This is a genomic window from Antrihabitans spumae (genome assembly GCF_043944905.1).
Classification (GTDB): Bacteria; Actinomycetota; Actinomycetes; order Mycobacteriales; family Mycobacteriaceae; genus Antrihabitans; species Antrihabitans spumae.
Genome location: NZ_JBIMSN010000119.1, coordinates 1 through 19,153, shown reverse-complemented (window position 1 = coordinate 19,153; position 19,153 = coordinate 1). Strand labels below are relative to the sequence as shown.

Here is a 19,153-nt window from a genome sequence, read left to right as displayed (position 1 = left end):
AGCTATGACGAACCCGAACGATCCTCGACAGGGTCAGCCCGGTGGTCCGGGACCGTACGGTCCCGGACCGAACGGACCCGGGCCGTTCGATGCACCGACCGAGAAGTTCGGGGATCAGAACGCCGGCTACCCGCAGGGTGGCAACTACACGAACGACCCGACCGAGGCGTACGGGTCGCCGCCCGCGAATCCGACGATGGCGTACCCGACGGCCGGCTACCCGGTCGACGGGCAGTACGGGTCGTATCCGGCTGCCGAGCCGTACGACCCGAACCGTCCGCCCTACAACAGCACACAGGCATTCCCCACGTACGACGCTCAGTACGGCGGGGATCCGTACGGCCAGCAGGGTGGCTATCCACCTCCTGGTGGGCCTGGCGGTCACCTGCCGCCGGGGTCCGGGCAGCAGCCGCCACGTAAGAACAAGGTCGGTATGTGGATCGCTGTCGCCGTTGCGGCCGTGCTCGTCGTTGCCGCAGGTGTCGGCGCTGCACTGCTGTTCGGCGGCGGCGGATCCGACGACAGCTCGAACACCGCCAGCAATTCGTCCGTGCGGCCGACTCCGAGCAGGGCGCCGACCACGCCGGGGTCGCCGTCGACCGCGGACCCGACCTTCCAGTTCCCGACGGGCTTGCAGCTCCCGAGCGGTTTGCCCGACATCGCGGGTCTCGGCGCCGCGCTCGGAACGATCACCAGCAACGACGGCTCGACGATCGAGATCGATTCGATCGACGGTTCCACGGTGACGGTCCGCACGGACAGCGATACTCAGATCATCTCGTTGAACGGTTCGAACGTGTCCGATCTGAAGGTCGGCAATTCGATCGCTGTGCAGGGCGATTCGCAGGGTGACAACGAAATTCTCGCCAAGGTCATCGTCGACACGGCGATCGATGTCGGCGGGTTCGGAAACTAGATCGGCGACCGAGACAGCTAGGGTATTGAGCGATGACCGCAATGTGGTTCGGCCTTGCAGCGATCGCACTCGTTGGTGCGGGCGCGCTCTTGTACATCGATCACATCCAGCGGCAACGGGTCGGCAGGGTTCGCCAGATCTGGGCCAAGGCGCAGGGCTACACGTACACGCCGCTCGATCCCAGCCTGCCGTCCACGTGGCGCCGTGCCGCCCTCGCGAAGCAGGATTACTTGTCCGCTGTCGACATCGTCAGTGGTGTTCGACGAGGTGAGCAGTTCTTTCTGTTCGATCTGGAGGAGACGGCGACGATCGTTGCTGTCCGCCGGGAGATCGGATCCGACGTCGATATCGATCTTCGACTCAAGTCCACACCGCCACCGCGCGATGCCGACCTCGAACTTCTCGGTGGCATCGGTCAGCGGATCATGTTCGCCACCGATCTCGATATTGCGCGGCGCGTCTGCGATCAGCGGATGGTGACGTTCACCGAGTCGCTCCCGCCCAAGCTGGGAATGTTGTGGAGCGAAGGCATGTGGACGTTGGGTTCGCTTCCCGTTGCGACCTCGGGTCGTGAGTGGGATACGGCGATCGACGCTGTCGCCCGGCTGTCCGGCATGTTGCACGTGCTCCCGCCTGCCAGCGGGCCGCACGGTTTGGCGCAGGAAGGCCACGATCCAGGTCGGCCGAGGCCGCGTCGTGCCGAAGACGCGTCCGCGCAGACTGTTCGGGTGCCCGCGCAGGGTGAGGCATTCCAGGGCGGTGACAATCACGCCCACCAGGTTCGCGATATCGGCCAGGGCGATTCGCGGGTGATGCCACCGCCGCGGTATCCGGCGCCGGAGCGAGCACGTCAGCAGCGGCCGCAACCACCACAACCGCCTGCCCCGCGCAGGCTGCCCCCGGACGACTGGACCACCCACGACGTCGATCCGCGCCGATAATCTCAGCAGGCCAGGAGAAGTTCGGTCGGACCGCTAAGCTAGCCGCCATGTCGTCCAGCGTGCCGTCGAAATCGACGCGACCTGTAGCACTTGTCACCGGTCCTACCTCGGGTCTCGGCGCTGGTTTTGCGAACAAACTTGCATCCCTCGGCTACGACCTTGTGCTCGTTGCCCGCGACGAAGAACGGCTGGCTGCGTTGGCAGCCGATCTGGACCGTCGCTACGGTGCCAAGTCCGAGATCCTGCCCGCGGATCTTGCGACAGTCGAAGGTCGAGACGACGTCGCGCGGCGCCTCGACAAGGGCGTCCAATTCCTCGTCAACAACGCAGGATTCGGGCTTACGGGCGAGTTCTGGACACTGGACCCCGAGGTGCTGCAGTCGCAGCTCGATGTCAACGTCACGGCGGTTATGCAGCTGACGAGGGCCGCGTTGCCGTCGATGATCGCGTCCGCGAAGGGCCGCATCATCAACGTTGCGAGCGTGGCTGGACTGGTGTCCGGGCGGGGGTCGACCTACTCGGCGTCCAAGGCGTACGTCATCTCGTTCACCGAGGGCCTTGCCGGTGGCTTGAGCGGTACCGGGGTCGAAATTCAGGCGCTGTGCCCAGGATTCGTGCACACAGAGTTTCACGAGCGTGCGGGCATTGCGATGGACCTGCCGAAAGTCTTGTGGCTCAACGTGGATCAGGTTGTCGCGACCTCACTCGACGACCTCGAGAAGGGCAAGATCCTCAGCATCCCCGGCGTGCAGTACAAAGTGCTGACCGCAGCAAGTCGGGTGATTCCGAAGCGTGTTGTGCGCGGGATCAACAACGTCGTCGGCAAGGGCCGCGGCCGCACCTGAGCACTGCTCGCCTAAGGTTGCAGCCATGACCGAACGCGACGATCTGGCCGCGCTTGTGCGCGAATTGGCTGTTGTTCACGGCAAGGTGACGCTGTCGTCGGGGAACGAAGCCGACTATTACGTCGACCTCCGCCGCGCGACCCTGCATCACGCTGCCGCACCGTTGATCGGAAAGTTGTTGCGCGAGTTGGTGTCCGACTGGGATTTCGATTCTGTCGGGGGTCTGACGATGGGTGCCGATCCGGTCGCGATGGCGATCATGCACGCAGAGGGCCGTCCGATCGATGCCTTCGTCGTGCGCAAAGCCGCCAAGGCGCATGGCATGCAGCGCCAGATCGAGGGACCCGACATCGTCGGCAAGCGGGTACTCGTCGTCGAGGACACGACAACGACGGGCAACTCGCCGCTCACCGCGGTCAAGGCGCTGCGTGATGCCGGAGCGATCGTCGTCGGTGTCGCGACCGTTGTCGACCGAGCAACCGGTGCCGACGCCATAATCGCCGCCGAGGGGTTGGAGTATCGCTCGCTCCTCGGTCTGGAGGATCTGGGGCTTGGCTAGCGGAGATGTGACGTCCCCGCGGGGACGTCGGCACCGGGTTCGGACGCTGGACCCGGCAGACGCATCGTACGCATAGGACCGGCCCTCGACTGCTTTTATTTACACATATAGCCCGATAAGGGATGATATGTGTATGGCTGAGCTGACCTCGATTGCGGCTGCAGAGATTTTGGGGGTCACCCCTCGCGAAGTGCGGCGTCTTGCATCCGATGGTCAGCTTCAGGGCGCGCGCCTGCTCGGTCGCACATTCGTCGTCGATGCTGAGTCGGTGCAACGGCTGGCGCAAGAGCCGCGACGTCGAGGCCGTCCGTGGAGCGAGCGGATCGCGTGGGCCGCGCTGACGATCGTCTCGGACTCGGATGCGCCATGGATCTCGGCTGTCGAGCGGACCCGGCTGATACACCGCCTACGCAAATCCAGTGTCGACGATCTGGTGTATCTCGCACGACAGCGGGCTCGGGTTCGGCGGTTTCGATGCCACACAACGATGCTGGACGACATCGCGTCCCGTGTCGTGCCAACTGGTGGGTCGGCGCTCCACGTCGACAACCTTCGACAGTGGGGCCTGACGCCTGCGCAGAAACACCTGGACGCGTACCTGCCGGTCGGTGACGTCGACGCGCTTGCGGAGCGGTTCGCGCTGGTCGACGATGCTGCGGGGAACGTGACGCTGAGAGGGGTTACTTGTTTCGATGCGTTCGCCCACGGTCGTCCACCGCTGGCCGCTGTCGCTCTGGACCTTGCCGATTCGTTGAACACCCGCGAACGGACGGCAGGACTGCGCGAGCTCGGTTCGCTCCACGCGGCGGTGTTCGGGCGTGACTGAGTCGGACCGCCCTTTATGGCATGTTCCCGCTCCGGCCGGTGGGTGGGGTCCGCCATGGCCGCAGGTGGTCGAAATCGGCCAGGTATTGCCCGGTGACCGATGGACGCTGGTCGGCGGTCTGATGGTGCAGTTACACGCCCTACATGCCGGTCTGCCGCTGGAGCGAGTGACCGTCGATGTGGACATGGTGCTGCATATCGAAACCGGTGCAACAACTTTCGGCCAGGCACGTGCGGCTCTGGAAAGCATCGGATACGAATTGCCCCGTGTACGAAGCTGGTCGGCTCGAGGGTAACGACCGGGGTCGAATTCGAGTTCTCGCCGCGCAATTGCGCGATCCAATACACCGATCATGGCTGTTGCTTCCGAGCGCATTGCGTGAGCAAGGATGGGCCGCACTGTCAGTGCTGGCACGGGATCCGTCGTGCGTCGCACGCCTCAGCCTTCGGCACTCACCCGGCGTGGCAGGTCGGCGGGCAGTGTGAAGTCGACGACGAACTCGCCGGAGCCGGCTTCGTAGCGATTCTGCGGGTCGAAGCGTTCTGGGTGGAACGAGCCGAGGGTGGGCGAATGGGTTGTCACAGCTAGCTTTCCGGCGTCGATGTCGAACTGCAGCATGCGCTGAAAACCTGTCCGACGCTCGCCCTCGACCTCGAAATACTGGTAGTCCGAAAGTAATTGCGTGACGGTTCGGCCGTCTCTACCGACGTTGTGGTCGATGACGGTCGCCTGTCCGTCGATGTGGCCCGAGAGCACCATGAACACCGAATCGTAGGGCTTTACAAGACGATTCCAGATCTGCGCGCCCGAGCTGGCGTGGATGTCGCTGAATCCCATGTTCGGTTTGTCGCCGAACTCGTTCAAGTAGTAGTGCGTACCGATCACGGCGTTGTGATCGGGATGATCGTCGAGAACGCCTTCTGCCCAACGCATCACCTTGTCCGGCGGGTTGTAGCCGAGGTAGAGCATCAGAAGCTTGGCGCCCGCAATGTCGATCAGGTCGTAGTGCGCCGAATTGTCCTCGTCGGTGAACGAATCGCCCCAGTACGGGCGATCCTGGTAGCGCTGTGGACCGAAGAATTCGTTGTACAACGCGTGGTTCTTCTCGTGCTCGCCTGGGATCATCCGACCGGCCGCGTTCCACAGGTTGTCGTGGTTACCCGGCAGCACGCCGTGCGGTATTCCGGCGTCCTCCAGGATCTTCATCGACTCGCTGGCGACTTCGAACTCCTTGCGCGCCATATCTTCTGGCCGTCCGGGCCGAATGTGACTTTGCACGAGATCGCCGGTATGCATGGAGTAGGCAACCTTGTACTTCTCGGCATTGTCGACGGTCCACTGCGTCATCGACTCGTACACCTCGGGATCGTCACGGCTGATGTACTGGGTGTCGGTGATGTGTTGCAAGGCGAAGTCGTACGACTCGGGGTTGGCAAACTGTTGATCGGGCAGCGCATTTCGCGTCTCGAAACCCTCATCGAGACGCGGACTGTCGATCACGAGTACTGCCGCCGTGCCGCTCTCGAAGCGCTCCGCGCCGGTGACCTGGGCGGACAGTTCGACCACGCCGCCTGGCGTGACCGGCGTAGCGGCAGCAACGGGTGTACCCCACGTCTGCGCCACCGCGTCCCAGACGTGCATCGCGATGTCGTTCCGATTGACCGACCGGCCGCGCCACGACACCGTCGCAGCTTCGGTCCCTGGCGTGAACTTGACCGTGTAGCGCAGATAGGGGAACTCGTCGGCGCCGGTGGTGGCGAGGGTCGACGCCGAGGTTTCGTCGAAGCCGATTCTGCGATCGGGAGCCGAGGTCTCGCTGATCCCCGCGACCATCGTCGACGACAGTGGCGCAGGATCGGCAACCAGCCCGATGGCCGGTATCTCGACGGCAGGCTGCGGAATGGGATCGTCGCCACCGCGCGCGAGGGTATCGGCACCGACGCCGTTCACGACAACGAACACCGCGACGATTCCGCCGGTCCGCCAGGTGCTCTTCACTCCTTCGAGCGTACCGGCGGAAATCCGGATTCGACTGATATGTCCGATCGGTATTTGGTCCGGACTCGGTTGTGAACGTCCGTTGCGGCGATGTTACGGCGGGCTGCGCACGCAAACCCCGGTCGTAAAACCGCCTCGGCTGGTCACCAGGATTTGTGTTACACGGCGAATAACTCGACCTGTCGTTCGTCCAATGCGAAAGGCCGCAACTCCATTGAAGCGGTTGCAGCACAACATAATTGAGTAAATCGCCGGCTACCTCACCCGTGAGCTTTCCGTCATCTGCACTTGTTCCCAATGTGACCAGACGGCAATACGCGAGGCGTGAAATTTAGCGATCAGGGCAAGGTTGCCCACTCTCCGCTTCCCAGACCTTCAGTTAGATCGCATCGTTCCAGGAGGAACCAGTGTCCGCACCGACGACAACCACAACCACCCCGACCGCCCTCGCCGAGATCGAGCAGGCCATCGAAGCGAACATCACGAAGTCGCTCGCCGAGATTCCGCACCCGTCGTTGCCGAAGGGCACTAACATCTACGGCTCGACGAAGATCTTTCCCGACTACAAGGCGGAGTCGGGCGAAAGCTACTTCACCCTCGTACACGGCATCGCACACGAATCGTCGGTGAGCTTCGTTGCGGTACTGCAGGCCACCCGCGCGCTGCGTAAAGGTTTCGAGTCGGCGATCTACTTCTACGGTCCCGGCGCGATCAACGCCATCGCCAACCGCGGCTTCCCGACCACCGGCGACAGCGGTTTCCCTGGCGAGCAGAACATCAACGACGCACTCGCTGCATTTATCAAGGAAGGCGGCAAGGTGTTCGCCTGCCGCTTCGGCTTGGCGCTGCACGGTGCACGCGAAGAAGACCTGATCGAGGGTGTCATCCCGGCGCATCCGCTCGACGTGCAGGACGCGTTGATCCACTACGCACGCAAGGGCGCGATCATCAACTCCACGTATCAGGTCTGAGGTCGGACCGATATGGGCGACGTGTCGACGCGAGTAGATATCGCGCTACTCGGTATTCGTGGCGGATCGACTCCGGTACAACGTCGTTCGGGCGCTGGGCCGAGCGACGACGGGCATGTGCTGATCGGGGGATTCGGTGCAGCACTGCCGATTCGATCCGACAGCCCCTACTCCCTTGCCGGCAACAAACTGCTCCTCGACGGCGCTGATATCGGGATGGAAATCGAGCCGATCGGTCGTCCGAAGTTCTACGACCTGCAGACGGCAGACGGAGTTTCCTACGAGAAGATCGCGAAACTGCACGGCTCGAATGTTCTTGCCACGACGGTTGTGCAGACGTGTATCCGCTACGGCGAGGACGAGCGGTGCAGGTTCTGCTCGATCGAGGCGTCGCTGGCGGCGGGATCCACCATTGCGGTCAAACGCCCTGACCAGCTGGCGGAAGTTGCCGAGGCGGCGGTCCGGCTCGACGGTGTCACGCAGCTGGTCATGACAACGGGGACTTCGGCGGCGAAGGATCGTGGCGCGCGGCATCTGGCGCGCTGCGTCCGAGCAGTGAAAGCGGTTGTGCCGCAGCTACCTATCCAAGTTCAATGTGAACCGCCCGGTGATCTGGCCACCATCTCCGAGCTGCGCGAGGCGGGTGCCGATGCCATCGGCATCCATGTCGAGTCGCTCGACGACGACGTCCGCCGAAAGTGGATGCCGGGTAAGGCGACAGTCCCGCTGAGCGAATACCGCCGGGCGTGGGCGGAAGCCGTTCGGGTGTTCGGACGCAACCAGGGTCGACGTATCTTCTCGTCGGGCTCGGCGAGGATCCGGACGAGTTGGTTTCCGGTGCAGCGGAACTCATCGACATGGGCGTCTACCCGTTCGTCGTTCCGTTTCGTCCTCTCGGTGGCACCCTCGCGGTCGACGTCGATCATGCGTCCGCGCCGGACAGGGATGTCCTCGAGGATGTGACGAGGAGGGTCGCCAAGGAGCTGCAACGCGCCGGAATGCTCGGCTCCGATCAGCGAGCGGGATGCGCTGCATGCGGTGCCTGCAGCGTCCTTTCGAGCGCAGGAGGCTGACATGACGATCACAACCGCCGATTTCAGTGTGCTGACGGGGCCGGCACGCACCTCCCACGATGCGCCCGGCTATCTGATTCGAGTGGCGGGGGCTCGTGAGTCCGCGGCCTACCGCAAGCTGCGGCACGAGTCGTTCGTCGCGCAGCAGCAACTGTTCTCGGGCAGTGATGCCGACGACATCGACGACGATCCCCGGACCCGGGTGCTCGTGGCGGTGGCGCACGACGGAACTGTGCTCGGCGGGGTCAGGTTGGCACCCGCGACTGCCGTCGACCTCGGTTGGTGGACGGGCAGCCGACTCGTCGTCGACCAGGGGCAGCGTAAGGGAACCGTCGGTCCAGCGTTGGTACAGGCAGCGTGCGCCTATGCAGAGACCAATCACGTGCTGCGTTTCGAAGCGACCGTTGCCCGGCGGTACGAGGGTATGTTCACCCGGCTCGGGTGGGTGCGGCTCGGCGATGTCGAGATCGCCAGGGCGCCGCACGTGCATATGCGCTGGCCGATCGACCGCGTCGAACGAATCGTCGCCGCCACCAAAGCGCTACTGGCAGGCGTGCTCGCACCGCTGCGAGAGCAGCCGACGGCGTTGGGTGGCAACGGCTTCAGAGGTGACGATGGTGCACCGGTACCAGGTACCGACCTGATCGCGGCATGTGACGCCATCATTCCGTCGATGGTGCAGCGCGATCCGGAATGGGCAGGGTGGTGCGCCGCGCTGGTCAATCTCAACGATCTCTCGGCGATGGGTGCCGAACCTGTCGGCCTGCTCGATGCGGTCGGTGCGCCGAACCACTCGATCCTGACGAGAGTTGTGCGCGGACTTGCCAAGGCCAGCGCGACCTGGGGAGTCCCGGTGCTCGGCGGTCACACGCAATTGGGCGTTCCGGCAGCGCTTTCCGTCACAGCGCTCGGTCGTACCGCGAATCCCGTTCGTGGCGGCGGAGGCAAACTCGGCGACGAGCTTCGGCTCACGGCCGACCTCGACGGGGGCTGGCGGCCGGGATATCAAGGTCAGCAGTGGGATTCGACGTCGACGCGGTCCAGCGTGGAGTTGCTGGCAATGGGACGTTTCGTAGCCGACACCGCACCGCACGCCGCCAAGGACGTCAGCATGGCCGGATTGGCAGGCACCACAGGGATGCTCGCCGAGGCGAGTGGACTCGGCGCCGAACTCGAGGTCGCACGGATACCGCGGCCGACCGATGCCACCCTCGGCGAATGGATCACCTGCTTTCCCGGGTTCGCCATGATCACAGCAGACCGGCCGGGCGCTCGGGTAGCGCCTGCCGGACCGGCCCACAGCGCAGTATGCGGCCGCCTCACCACGACGCCAGGAGTCAGCCTCCGCTGGCCCGATGACGCAACGACATTCGCGGTGCACAGCACCGTTACTGGATTGGGAGCATCATGAACAACGTCACGATATCGGTGGCGGCCGCCGAATTCGGCCGCGACATGGAGGCGGGTTACCGCACCATCGTCAGTCTCGTTGCTACAGCTCGGGAACGCGGGAGCCAACTGCTTGTCCTTCCCGAAGCGTGCCTCGGCGGATACCTGCCGAGCCTCGGCGGCGGGGACGAGAGCGACGAGGCAAAGGCACGTCGGCTTCGAAGCCTGCCACCTGCACTCGAATTGGACGGTCCCGAACTGCGCCGGGTGATCGACATGGCAGGCGACCTGGTGATCACACTGGGGTTCTGTGAAGCCGACGGCGACGTGCGATACAACACCGCCGTCACATTGAGCGGCGACGGCATCCTCGGTTCCTACCGCAAGGTGCATCAACCACTCGGCGAAAACCTCTGTTACGCAGCGGGAGACACCTATCGAGCCTTCGACACTCCGGTGGGCCGGATGGGTATGCAGATCTGCTACGACAAGGCCTTCCCCGAGGCAGCACGGTTGCTTGCGCTCGACGGCGCAGAGATCGTCACATCGCTGTCGGCCTGGCCGACGTCGCGCACTGCGACGGTCGAGAATCTGGAAGACGACCGCTGGAAGCAGCGCTTCGACATCTTCGATCGGGCACGGGCTGTCGAGAACCAGATCGTGTGGGTTGCCGCGAATCAGGCAGGGACATTCGGATCGCTACGGTTCGTGTGCAGCGCGAAGATCGTCGGGCCGGGTGGCGAGATTCTCGCAACGACAGGAGTCGAACCCGGACTTGCCACTGCGACAGTCGATGTGGCGGAAGTCCTCGGCCTCGCCCGCGGTGGCGGCATGTACAACCTCCGTGATCGCCGACCCGACCTCTACCACGACGTGATCGCCGAGTTCGGCGTCGTAGGCCAACCCGGGATTCCGAACGAGGTTCTGGAGACCGTCGATGCCTGAAATGACGTTCGTCGTGCAGTGGCCCGGCGGCCGCACCCAGTCCTGCTACTCGCCATCGCTGGTGATGCACGACTACCTCGAGGTCGGAAGAAGCTATTCGACAACAGAATTCGTCGACCGCGCCGCGGCTGCTCTGAGCGAGGCGAGCGAACGGGTGCGCGCGAAATACGGCGTGTACTGCACGTCGGCAATGGCGCAACTCGACGAGATCGAAGCGGTAGCAAGGATTTCGGAGCCCGGCGAGGTACTCGTCCTGTCGATGACCGGACAACTTCCCACGGATGCAACTTCGCTGAATGGAATCGCACGATGACACAACATCATGAGGTCGTCGTGATCGGCGGTGGTCAGGCCGGTCTGTCGATCAGCTGGCATCTGACGCGGCGTGGTGTCGACCACGTAGTACTCGAACGCGACACCATCGCCCACGAGTGGCTCGACAGCCGCTGGGACAACTTCACTTTGGTCACCCCGAACTGGCAGTGCGCACTTCCCGGCTACTCCTACGCGGGCGACGATCCGCACGGGTTTATGAAACGCCAGCAGGTGTACGAGTTCGTGCGCGGCTATGCGTCGAGTTTCGATGCTCCGGTTCGTGAAGGCGTTGCGGTGACATCGGTCCGGCAGTCGATGCACGGCGGCTACGACCTCGAGACGACAGCGGGCGCACTGCATGCCGGTCAGGTCGTCGTCGCGGTTGGCGGCTATCACATACCGACCATTCCGCGTTTCGCCGAGAAGCTACCCGCAACGATCCAGCAGTTGCATTCGTCGCAATATCGCTGCAGCGCAGATCTTCCCGACGGTGATGTGATGGTCGTCGGGACCGGACAATCCGGCGCCCAGATCGCGGAGGACCTGCACCTCGACGGCCGAAAGGTCCATCTGGTTGCGGGCAACGCGCCGCGGGTCGCGCGTTTCTATCGTGGTCGGGACTGCGTGGCATGGCTGCAGGACATGGGTCACTACGACGTACCGATCGACGATCAACCGGGCGGATTGGGCAAGCGTGAGAACACAAATCACTATGTGACAGGTCGTGACGGTGGCCGCGATATCGATCTGCGTCAGTTCGCGTTGGAAGGTATGTCGCTCTACGGCCGGATGATCGATGTAGTGGACGGCACGATGACGTTCGCCCCGACACTGGAAGCGTCACTCGACGCCGCCGATGCCGTAGCGGAAAGTATCAAGAATTCGATCGATGCCTACATCGAACGCGCAGGTATCGAGGCGCCGCTCGAAGCGAGGTACGTCCCTGTATGGCGGCCCGAACGCGAGATGACCGAACTGGACCTCGCCGCGTCGAACATCGGCTCGATCGTGTGGTCGGTCGGCTTCCGGACCGACTACAGCTGGCTTCGTGTCGGTGTATTCGACGGCGAGGGGCATCCGTGCCACAACCGCGGGGTGACCGCGGCGCAGGGTCTCTTCTTCCTCGGTCTGCCCTGGCAACACACTTGGGGGTCAGGCAGATTCGCCGCGGTTGCTCGCGACGCGGAGTTTCTCGCGGATCGTATCGGCGTTCGGGTACGCGACACGGCCGCGGCGTAGGGGATTGGCGTGGGGACAACTCGGATTGCGGCGCTGGCAGGACATTTCGGCCCGGACATCGGCCGGGCGTTGGAGAAGCTCGGCGGCATCCTCGAGCGGCTCGCCGCCGAAAAGGTCGATCTTCTCGTGCTGCCGGACGCGACCCTCGGTGGGTATATCGGCGATCTGCGCAACCCCGATCCCGCGTCGATACCGCCCGCTATCGATCCGTACGGACCCGAGATCCGGCTGCTGTGCTCATGGGCGCGGGACATGACCGTCTGCATCGGATTCACCGAGTCGGCCGGGGGTCTGCGCTACAACGCCGCGACCTGTCTCACCGGTGACGGGATCCTCGGTCACCACCGCAAGGTGCACCAGCCTGCAGGCGAACATCTCGCGTACGCAGCGGGTTCGGGGTTCACTGCTTTCGATACGCCGGTCGGCCGAATGGGAATGCTGATCGACTACGACAAAACGTTTCCCGAGTCAGCGAGAACGCTGGCACTGGACGGCGCGACCACCATCGCTGCGCTGTCGGCGTGGCCGGCGAGCGTCACCGATCGCGCATCGAGGATGCCGAACGATCGGCAGGCGCGGTTGTTCGACCTGTACGACATGGCCCGCGCAGCGGAGAACCAAGTGGTGTTGGCGTCGTCGAATCAGACCGGAGTGACCGGCTCGTTGCGGTTTCTCGGTCAGGCAAAGGTGGTCGGTCCTGGTGGCGACGTTCTTGCGAAGACCTGGTCGAAAGGTGGTCTCGCAGTGGCGGATATCGACATCGAGCGAGAAGTCGAGCGCGCGCGCCGCGTGTTGCGCCATCTCGAGGAACGACGCGTCGACACCTATCACAACCTGCTGGACGAGAAGGCAGCCCGTTGATGCGGATCGCTCTACTGACCTACTCGACGAAACCCCGTGGTGGCGTGGTTCATACGCTGAATCTGGCCGAGGCGCTGAGCCGTGCGGGTGCCGATGTGACGGTGTGGAGTTTGGCGCGTGGCGGCGACGTCGGCTTCTTTCGCGAGGTTGGGCACGGCGTGCGGACGGAGCTCGTTCGGTTCGAACCCATCGACTCCGAGACGGTCGGTGAGCGGATCTTGCGTTCGATCGAATTGCTGCGCAACGCGTTTCAAGCACAGAGTTACGACATCGTCCACGCCCAGGACTGCATCAGCGCCAATGCGGTGGGACGCTGTATTCGAACCATCCACCACCTCGACCAATTCGCCACACCCGAGCTGATCGCCTGTCACGAACGTGCGATCACAACGCCGTATGCGCGGATCTGCGTGTCGGCGGCTGTCGCCGCGGAGGTGCGGCAAGGGTGGGGATTCGACGCGACGGTAATTCCGAACGGCGTCGACTCCGCCAAGTTCGCCGCAGCGTCGGGCGCGGATCCCGTTGCGGTGCAGAAGCGGTCGGCATGGCAGTCGAAACTCGGCAGGTACGTCTTGGCGGTCGGTGGCATCGAGCCACGCAAGGGCAGCATCGACCTTCTCGACGCGTTCGCGCAGCTATTGCCGCGTGAGCCCGACCTCGCCCTCGTCTTCGCAGGCGGTGAGACGTTGTTCGACTACCGGGACTACCGAGCGCGCTTCGAGCAACGCGCAGCCGACCTCGGCATCCAACCGATCGTGCTGGGTGCAGTGGCCGACGACGAGTTGCCCGCCCTCGTTGCGGGAGCCGCGGTACTGCCGTTCTTCTCGACGAAGGAGGGATTCGGTCTCGCTGCGATGGAAGCGCTCGCGGCAGGTGTACCCGTTGTCGCGCGTGATCTGCCCGTTCTACGGGAGGTGTTCGGCGACGCCGTCGATTACGTCGTCGAGATCGACGACATGGCCGCCGCCTTACGTGGCGCGCTGCGGCCCGATCCGAGCAGACAACAGCGTGGACGGGCACTCGCCGCGCGCTTCAGCTGGGACGACGCAGCGGCGGCACACCTGCAGTTCTACGCGGCGCGCGTCGCCATTCACTAGTGTTGGTTGTCTGATGACTGCTGATCCTCGTGCCGAGCTGCTTGCGGTGTTCGACGACCTGCGCGCACTCCTGTCGCAACCGGACAACGACTTCTCCTGGTCGTCGTGGTTCGGCGCCGACGACGCGCTTGCCGAGGTCGACGAGATCAGCGCCGCCATCCGAGCAGCCCGAACTGCCGCCGACCTGCCGAAGTTCGAGATCCGGTCGTTGTTCCTCCCCACCGGACCTGTGCAAGAGGTGAGCCTGTCCAGCGGTTGGGGGACGCGCTTTCTCACGTTGGCCGACCGCTGCGACGCTGCGCTCGAGGCCACGTCATGAAACTCGACCGCCGCGTCAACGAATCGTTGGCAGGCATGGGTGAACCCGGCTTCGATCTGGTCGGTCGCACGCCAGGCGTGCAGATTCTTCGAGTGCTGTTTCTCCCCACCTTCCACCGTGACGTCCTGATCACGATCGAGGCGGCGGAGACGGTGGCTCGGCTGGCATGCGTCACGGGTCCACCGCGGTCGCATCGTTCCGACGATGTGTTGGCTGCCGACGAGTTCGACGTTGTGTGGGCAGCGTCGGAGGCCGTAACAGACGCCGCGACAAAGCCTTCCGGGGATTGGCTGCGTGACGGCATGCCGGTTCGAGTCGATATCGAGGATGCGCTCGGGCGACGATCTGTAACGTGTGGCAACGACGCAGGCCGCGGCGAGATCGGCGAACTCGTTGCCGAACTGCTCGCCAAGGTCCGTCGACATCTACCTGATCACGAGTTGGATCAGGCATTGTCCGACGTCGAGCGTTACCTGACCCACGACGATTGAGGTGCGATGAGTTCGGTTCGGATCGAGCACGCAGTGTTCGGTGCCGCAGCTGTGGCGACCGTGAGTGGCGCGGTCGCCGGTAGCGAGCGTGTGCAGCAGTTCGCGAAACCACTGATCGCGCCTGCGCTTGCCGTCGGAGCGTATCTGCGGGCGCGCGGCACGGACCGCAACCTCCTGCTCGGTGGTCTTGGCGCCGCGACGCTCGGTGATGTCCTGCTGATCGATCCCGACGACGACGCCAAGCTCGTCCGAGGTGCAGCATCCTTCGCCGTGATGCAGGCCGCGTACACGGCCCTGCTGCTCCGGCACAACGCTCGGCCGACTGCGCCCGCAGTTGTGCCGCGAGTCGTCGGGTGGCTCGCTGCAGCGGGATTGGTGCGCGCCCGCTCACGTGCGGTCGCGTTGCCGCTCAGCGCGTACGGCGTCACCCTTGCCACCGCGACCACCCTCGCCTCGGATCCGGCACTTGCTCCCGACGCCCGAACCGTTGGTGGACTCGTCGTGCCGACCGCCGATCCACGCAGCGGACTTGCCCTCGGAGCGTTGTTGTTCACCGTCTCCGACGGGCTCATCGTGTTTCGCCGCCTGTTCCTGCGCGGTGACGCTGCCCGTCGAATCTCCGAGGGCGCCATCCTCGCTACCTATGCAGCGGCGCAATATTTTCTGGTCGAAGGTATGTCGGACCTCGATCGCTGAATCGCCAGCGGGCGCTCAGAGGTTGGGGGCCATCTTCTTGTACAGCTCCACGATGAACGAGTCCGTGAAGCTGTTCTGCCCCGTTCGCAACATGAGGTCGCCAACGCGGACATAGGACGTGCCCGCGACGGTCGATGCTTCGTCGCCGAGACCAGGAATCGGTGTGCCGTCGCCGGTGTAGAGATCCCAGTTGTCCGCTGGGATGGTTTCGATCACGACGACGCCCGAGTTACTGGCGACCCCGTCCGTGTCGACGGAGTCGAAGACGAACTTGCACCCCGAGGTCGGCGAGTATTCCTGGACGGCAGGGTCGTACTCGACTTTCGTTGCGGTGATGGAGTATTCGATCCCGGCCTTGCGGCCGCCGGCAAGCCCAGCGGCATCGGCGACGTCGGCTGCGTCCTGCTCCGACAAGAGTGCGCAGACGTCGACGTTCGCAGCTTCCGACGATTGCTCCGAGGGTGTGTCGAACGTGAAGTCGTCCGCCGACGCTGGGTTTGCGGCGCTGCTGTCCCCGCCGTCACTGCCACCGCACGCGGCGAGCATCGGGATGGTTGCCGCTGCCGCAGCGACGGCGATGTACTTCGCGAACCGAGATTTGTTTCCGAGTGCGACTTCGAACCACCTTGTCGTGTAATTGCCCGGCTATGCCTGTGGGCTAAGCATCGTCGCGCGAGACTCCGGTGGACAGGTCCTACAGGGTGGGGATCACGGCACCCCGTATCTCAGGCCCCGCGCTTGCAACGTTTACAGGTGTGAATGTCTGTAGTCGGCTGCACCGATGACGTGCGGGTTTGTTGGCTGTGCAGGCGACTTCGTGAATGCGGTGTGCATCACTCGTGTGCACTACGGTCAGTTTTGGTCCGTACTACCGTGCACGACGGAGCTTCCCGAATGGCCGAGGACGCAGTGGTGGAGCGCAGTGTTCTCACTGCGTCCGATGAGGCATGAGATTCCGCTGTACGCAACGCAGTTGTCATTGCCAAACTTGCGGAGCACAGCCCCCTCGGCCACGCCGTCGTTGACTCCGCGGCCGCTGACCTTGGTGTCTCACGACGTCAGGTATACCTCCTGCTCGCCAAATGGCGTGCAGGCGGTGGCGTCGTCTCCTCTCTTCTTCCCGCTAAGTCCAGCGGAGGGCGTGCAGGCGAACGGCTCGCCGACGAGGTGGAAGCCATCGTTCGCTTCGTGCTCCAAACGCGATATCTGACACGGCAGCGTCCAACTACGACGTCGGTGTTTCGAGATATCAAACGGCAGTGCATGATTCGTGGTTTTAGTGCACCTTCGCGCGGCACGGTCGAGCGACGGATTGCGAAGCTGGACGCAGAAAAGACCGTGACTGCCCGATACGCGAAGGACACCGCGCGCACTCGATAGGCCGCCGGCGGTAACCCACCCGCAATCGACAGGATTTTGGACCGAGTTCAGATCGATCACACTCCGATCGATGTGATCGTCGTCGATGAGCGGCACCGTCTGCCGGTTGGCCGGCCGTATCTGACAGCCGCGATCGACGTCATGAGTAGGTGCGTCGTCGGGCTTGTCGTGACGTTGGATAAGCCCTCGGCAACATCTGTCGGATTGTGTTTGGCGCACACCGTGACCGACAAGCGGGCGGGGCTGGAAGCTCTCGGCGTGGACGCGGTGTGGCCGATGAGCGGCAAACCCCGCGAGCTCTACCTCGACAATGCTGCAGAGTTCAAAAGCGAGGCCCTGCGTCGCGGGTGTGCACAGCACGGTATTCGACTGGAGTACCGACCTCCGGGACAGCCGCACTACGGCGGCGTTGTCGAGCGTGTGATCGGCACCATGATGCAGATGGTGCACGAACTGCCGGGCACGACGTTCTCCAATCCGCGCGAGCGCGGTGCCTACGACAGTGACGCGAAAGCTGTTCTCACACTGAGAGAATTGCAGCGGTGGCTGACCTTGGCGGTGGCCTGCTATCACGGCCGGATTCACAGCGGGCTCGCCCGCACGCCCGCTGGGAGTGTGGTCGGATGCGGTGGCTGAATCCGGAACACCGCCGATCGTCACACACGAAACCTCGTTCCTGATCGACTTTCTACCGGTGATCCGGCGAACGTTGACCCGCAGCGGATTTCAGGTCGATCACGTCCAGTACCACAGCGACGCACTGAAAACTCTGCAACGCTATGAGCAGGAACGAGATTGGCTTCATCGGCAAGGCGTCCCGATGTCGTTGCTTCCCTGCGCTCGTGACATGGGGCGTCACGACCTCTGTTCCGTCACCAGATGACGAATACCTGCTCTTCGTGCGGTAGGCGCGAGGCACATCTGTACCCAGCCGCGCCTGATCGAGGCGACGTTGACACCGGCACCCGCCGGTCACGCCTGTGACTGCTGTTACCAGAGTGATACCTGGCTACTGTTTCGCATTCGATGCACTACCCCAAGTATGGGTAAAGCCCGCGAAATATTCGCGGCGGGGACGACATTCGGGGATCTTGAGAAATTTTCGGAGGGGTACTTGCTATGCGAAGAAAACGACAGATGCTTCAGGGGAATCGGCGAGGCAAAAGTATTCGGCTACTTGCTATTTCAGCAGCTGCTTTGTGCGTGTTGACAACTCCCGCCGCGCTAGCGGGAGCGGAGCCGACCCCTACTACGGCACCGTCACCATCGACAACGGCACCGCCACCATCGACAACGGCACCGTCACCATCGCCAGAGGCGCCGCAGCCCACAGAACTGACGCCGACTCCGGACAACGCGCAGCAAACCAAACCGCCGACGACCACCGAGTCTGTTGCTCCGGACCCGAAGACCGCTCCCGATCCGCCAGCGGAACCGATAAGCCCTGCGCCGGTCGCGCCGCCGCCTGCCCCCGCGCTGGTGGATCCGCCCGATTTACCGGCAGCGCCAGCTGCCGATCAACCGGTAGAGCCGGAGAACGACGAGCTGTCGTCGAAGACCGCTGAACCGGATCCGGACTGGACACCAACTAAAGACCCGAAAGCCACCGTCGTTCCGGGTCAGATGCGTTCCGACCAGGAAGAAATTCCCGCGCCGTTCACCAAAGCCGACGCCGACAAAGCCGAGACCATGGAAGCACGCCAACGGATGGCGCGTGTCGCGGCCGGATGCCAGGTGTACTGGCCATCACCGTACGAGGTGTGCGGAGCTATCAAAGACAAGTACAACTCATTGGGCGGACCAGGAAGCTTCCTGTCCTTCCCCAACTCGCCAGAACTCACCAATCCCGGCAATACCGGCGCTCGGACGCAGTTCCTCAATGGCCCGATCTACTGGTCGGGGGCTACCGGTGCACATCCGGTGGTGAACAGCTTCCTCAACCGCTGGGGCGTCCACGGATACGAAGGGGGTTGGCTGAAATATCCGACCACCGACGAGATCGTGCTCCCTGACGGCGGACGCCGCCAAGAGTTCCAGTTCGGCGCGATCTATGTCGCGTTCCAGAACGCTGTCGGATCCGCTATCAAGAACGGCGCGATACGCGATAAATGGAACACCGTGGGCGGCGCCGCACCCGGCGGAAGCTTCCTCGGCTATCCGATTGGTGACGAAATAGGGCTTCCCGGTGGTCAAGGCGCGATGGTCCGCTTCCAAAACGGTGTCATCTATTGGCACTGAACCGCCCCGGTGAGTCCGGAGACTTCATTCTTTGGGAAGGATGGAGTCATGTCA

The 19,153-nt window shown here is 63.7% G+C and carries 22 protein-coding genes and 1 pseudogene; 21 read left to right on the top strand and 2 right to left on the bottom strand.

What is annotated here, in order from left to right; translation table 11 throughout:
* The first annotated feature begins 4 nt into the window (after positions 1–4).
* The 6 genes from ACHIRB_RS24360 to ACHIRB_RS24335 all read left to right on the top strand — a co-directional run bounded on the left by ACHIRB_RS24360 (position 5) and on the right by ACHIRB_RS24335 (position 4,382).
* A complete protein-coding gene (locus ACHIRB_RS24360; protein ID WP_395126076.1) occupies positions 5–916 on the top strand; it encodes a DUF5666 domain-containing protein in 912 nt (303 codons plus the stop codon).
* A gap of 41 nt (positions 917–957) precedes the next feature.
* Complete coding sequence (locus tag ACHIRB_RS24355; RefSeq protein WP_395126092.1) at positions 958–1,857, top strand: type III secretion system chaperone family protein; 900 nt, start codon at positions 958–960, stop codon at positions 1,855–1,857.
* Positions 1,858–1,904: 47 nt separating this feature from the next.
* Positions 1,905–2,702 (top strand): SDR family NAD(P)-dependent oxidoreductase, encoded by a 798-nt coding sequence (locus tag ACHIRB_RS24350; RefSeq protein WP_395126077.1) that lies wholly within the window; start codon positions 1,905–1,907, stop codon positions 2,700–2,702.
* A gap of 25 nt (positions 2,703–2,727) precedes the next feature.
* On the top strand, positions 2,728–3,261 hold the full coding sequence (gene pyrE, locus ACHIRB_RS24345; protein WP_395126078.1) for an orotate phosphoribosyltransferase: 534 nt from the start codon (positions 2,728–2,730) through the stop codon (positions 3,259–3,261).
* Positions 3,262–3,394: 133 nt separating this feature from the next.
* Positions 3,395–4,087 carry a helix-turn-helix domain-containing protein gene (locus ACHIRB_RS24340; RefSeq protein WP_395118531.1) on the top strand — a complete coding sequence of 231 codons (693 nt, stop codon included), beginning with the start codon at positions 3,395–3,397 and terminating at the stop codon, positions 4,085–4,087.
* Positions 4,080–4,382, top strand: coding sequence for a hypothetical protein (locus ACHIRB_RS24335; RefSeq protein WP_395118529.1), 303 nt, complete (start codon positions 4,080–4,082; stop codon positions 4,380–4,382). The genes ACHIRB_RS24340 and ACHIRB_RS24335 overlap by 8 nt, the downstream gene beginning before the upstream one ends.
* Positions 4,383–4,525: 143 nt before the next feature.
* On the opposite strand, the gene ACHIRB_RS24330 is transcribed toward ACHIRB_RS24335, so the two are convergent.
* On the bottom strand, positions 4,526–6,085 hold the full coding sequence (locus ACHIRB_RS24330; RefSeq protein WP_395126079.1) for a metallophosphoesterase family protein: 1,560 nt from the start codon (positions 6,083–6,085) through the stop codon (positions 4,526–4,528).
* Between the two features lie 407 nt (positions 6,086–6,492).
* Between ACHIRB_RS24330 and ACHIRB_RS24325 the strand changes: the two genes are divergently transcribed.
* The 11 genes and pseudogenes from ACHIRB_RS24325 to ACHIRB_RS24275 all read left to right on the top strand — a co-directional run bounded on the left by ACHIRB_RS24325 (position 6,493) and on the right by ACHIRB_RS24275 (position 15,481).
* Positions 6,493–7,056 (top strand): MSMEG_0572/Sll0783 family nitrogen starvation response protein, encoded by a 564-nt coding sequence (locus ACHIRB_RS24325; protein WP_372433148.1) that lies wholly within the window; start codon positions 6,493–6,495, stop codon positions 7,054–7,056.
* A 12-nt stretch (positions 7,057–7,068) separates the two neighbouring features.
* Positions 7,069–8,129 (top strand): annotated as a pseudogene (locus ACHIRB_RS24320) (MSMEG_0568 family radical SAM protein).
* A gap of 1 nt (position 8,130) precedes the next feature.
* A complete protein-coding gene (locus ACHIRB_RS24315) occupies positions 8,131–9,540 on the top strand; it encodes an MSMEG_0567/sll0787 family protein (protein ID WP_395126080.1) in 1,410 nt (469 codons plus the stop codon).
* Entirely contained in the window at positions 9,537–10,463 is a 927-nt protein-coding gene (locus tag ACHIRB_RS24310; protein ID WP_395126081.1) for a carbon-nitrogen hydrolase family protein, read from the top strand. Before ACHIRB_RS24315 ends, ACHIRB_RS24310 begins: the two co-directional genes overlap by 4 nt.
* Positions 10,456–10,776, top strand: a complete 321-nt coding sequence (locus tag ACHIRB_RS24305) for an MSMEG_0570 family nitrogen starvation response protein (protein ID WP_395126082.1) — start codon at positions 10,456–10,458, stop codon at positions 10,774–10,776. Before ACHIRB_RS24310 ends, ACHIRB_RS24305 begins: the two co-directional genes overlap by 8 nt.
* Positions 10,773–12,017 carry an MSMEG_0569 family flavin-dependent oxidoreductase gene (locus tag ACHIRB_RS24300; RefSeq protein WP_395126083.1) on the top strand — a complete coding sequence of 415 codons (1,245 nt, stop codon included), beginning with the start codon at positions 10,773–10,775 and terminating at the stop codon, positions 12,015–12,017. The genes ACHIRB_RS24305 and ACHIRB_RS24300 overlap by 4 nt, the downstream gene beginning before the upstream one ends.
* Positions 12,018–12,026: 9 nt before the next feature.
* Positions 12,027–12,878 (top strand): carbon-nitrogen hydrolase family protein, encoded by an 852-nt coding sequence (locus tag ACHIRB_RS24295; RefSeq protein WP_395118513.1) that lies wholly within the window; start codon positions 12,027–12,029, stop codon positions 12,876–12,878.
* Positions 12,878–13,975 carry an MSMEG_0565 family glycosyltransferase gene (locus tag ACHIRB_RS24290; protein WP_395126084.1) on the top strand — a complete coding sequence of 366 codons (1,098 nt, stop codon included), beginning with the start codon at positions 12,878–12,880 and terminating at the stop codon, positions 13,973–13,975. The genes ACHIRB_RS24295 and ACHIRB_RS24290 overlap by 1 nt, the downstream gene beginning before the upstream one ends.
* Before the next feature lie 13 nt (positions 13,976–13,988).
* Complete coding sequence (locus ACHIRB_RS24285; protein ID WP_395126085.1) at positions 13,989–14,294, top strand: hypothetical protein; 306 nt, start codon at positions 13,989–13,991, stop codon at positions 14,292–14,294.
* On the top strand, positions 14,291–14,785 hold the full coding sequence (locus tag ACHIRB_RS24280) for a hypothetical protein (RefSeq protein WP_395118507.1): 495 nt from the start codon (positions 14,291–14,293) through the stop codon (positions 14,783–14,785). Before ACHIRB_RS24285 ends, ACHIRB_RS24280 begins: the two co-directional genes overlap by 4 nt.
* Before the next feature lie 6 nt (positions 14,786–14,791).
* A complete protein-coding gene (locus ACHIRB_RS24275) occupies positions 14,792–15,481 on the top strand; it encodes a lysoplasmalogenase family protein (protein WP_395126086.1) in 690 nt (229 codons plus the stop codon).
* A 15-nt stretch (positions 15,482–15,496) separates the two neighbouring features.
* Here ACHIRB_RS24275 and ACHIRB_RS24270 read toward each other — a convergent pair whose 3' ends face one another.
* Positions 15,497–16,027, bottom strand: coding sequence for a hypothetical protein (locus tag ACHIRB_RS24270; RefSeq protein WP_395126087.1), 531 nt, complete (start codon positions 16,025–16,027; stop codon positions 15,497–15,499).
* A gap of 621 nt (positions 16,028–16,648) precedes the next feature.
* Between ACHIRB_RS24270 and ACHIRB_RS24265 the strand changes: the two genes are divergently transcribed.
* The 4 genes from ACHIRB_RS24265 (at position 16,649) to ACHIRB_RS24250 (ending at position 19,099) form a co-directional block, all read left to right on the top strand.
* Entirely contained in the window at positions 16,649–16,861 is a 213-nt protein-coding gene (locus tag ACHIRB_RS24265) for a DNA-binding domain-containing protein (protein WP_395118499.1), read from the top strand.
* Between the two features lie 72 nt (positions 16,862–16,933).
* Complete coding sequence (locus ACHIRB_RS24260) at positions 16,934–17,497, top strand: integrase catalytic domain-containing protein (protein WP_395126089.1); 564 nt, start codon at positions 16,934–16,936, stop codon at positions 17,495–17,497.
* Positions 17,490–17,744 carry a Mu transposase C-terminal domain-containing protein gene (locus tag ACHIRB_RS24255; RefSeq protein ID WP_199704268.1) on the top strand — a complete coding sequence of 85 codons (255 nt, stop codon included), beginning with the start codon at positions 17,490–17,492 and terminating at the stop codon, positions 17,742–17,744. Before ACHIRB_RS24260 ends, ACHIRB_RS24255 begins: the two co-directional genes overlap by 8 nt.
* A gap of 320 nt (positions 17,745–18,064) precedes the next feature.
* Positions 18,065–19,099 carry an LGFP repeat-containing protein gene (locus tag ACHIRB_RS24250; RefSeq protein ID WP_395126090.1) on the top strand — a complete coding sequence of 345 codons (1,035 nt, stop codon included), beginning with the start codon at positions 18,065–18,067 and terminating at the stop codon, positions 19,097–19,099.
* Positions 19,100–19,153 lie beyond the last annotated feature (54 nt).

What these genes read in the sequence shown, in the direction of transcription:
- ACHIRB_RS24280 (WP_395118507.1), top strand. Translation starts at nt 14,291, where the DNA reads ATGAAACTCGACCGCCGCGTCAACGAATCGTTGGCAGGCATGGGTGAA.
- ACHIRB_RS24355 (WP_395126092.1), top strand. Translation starts at nt 958, where the DNA reads ATGTGGTTCGGCCTTGCAGCGATCGCACTCGTTGGTGCGGGCGCGCTC.
- ACHIRB_RS24270 (WP_395126087.1), bottom strand. Translation starts at nt 16,027, where the DNA reads ATGCTCGCCGCGTGCGGTGGCAGTGACGGCGGGGACAGCAGCGCCGCA.
- pyrE (WP_395126078.1), top strand. Translation starts at nt 2,728, where the DNA reads ATGACCGAACGCGACGATCTGGCCGCGCTTGTGCGCGAATTGGCTGTT.
- ACHIRB_RS24350 (WP_395126077.1), top strand. Translation starts at nt 1,905, where the DNA reads ATGTCGTCCAGCGTGCCGTCGAAATCGACGCGACCTGTAGCACTTGTC.
- ACHIRB_RS24285 (WP_395126085.1), top strand. Translation starts at nt 13,989, where the DNA reads ATGACTGCTGATCCTCGTGCCGAGCTGCTTGCGGTGTTCGACGACCTG.
- ACHIRB_RS24305 (WP_395126082.1), top strand. Translation starts at nt 10,456, where the DNA reads ATGCCTGAAATGACGTTCGTCGTGCAGTGGCCCGGCGGCCGCACCCAG.
- ACHIRB_RS24315 (WP_395126080.1), top strand. Translation starts at nt 8,131, where the DNA reads ATGACGATCACAACCGCCGATTTCAGTGTGCTGACGGGGCCGGCACGC.
- ACHIRB_RS24290 (WP_395126084.1), top strand. Translation starts at nt 12,878, where the DNA reads ATGCGGATCGCTCTACTGACCTACTCGACGAAACCCCGTGGTGGCGTG.
- ACHIRB_RS24310 (WP_395126081.1), top strand. Translation starts at nt 9,537, where the DNA reads ATGAACAACGTCACGATATCGGTGGCGGCCGCCGAATTCGGCCGCGAC.
- ACHIRB_RS24360 (WP_395126076.1), top strand. Translation starts at nt 5, where the DNA reads ATGACGAACCCGAACGATCCTCGACAGGGTCAGCCCGGTGGTCCGGGA.
- ACHIRB_RS24340 (WP_395118531.1), top strand. Translation starts at nt 3,395, where the DNA reads ATGGCTGAGCTGACCTCGATTGCGGCTGCAGAGATTTTGGGGGTCACC.
- ACHIRB_RS24275 (WP_395126086.1), top strand. Translation starts at nt 14,792, where the DNA reads ATGAGTTCGGTTCGGATCGAGCACGCAGTGTTCGGTGCCGCAGCTGTG.
- ACHIRB_RS24300 (WP_395126083.1), top strand. Translation starts at nt 10,773, where the DNA reads ATGACACAACATCATGAGGTCGTCGTGATCGGCGGTGGTCAGGCCGGT.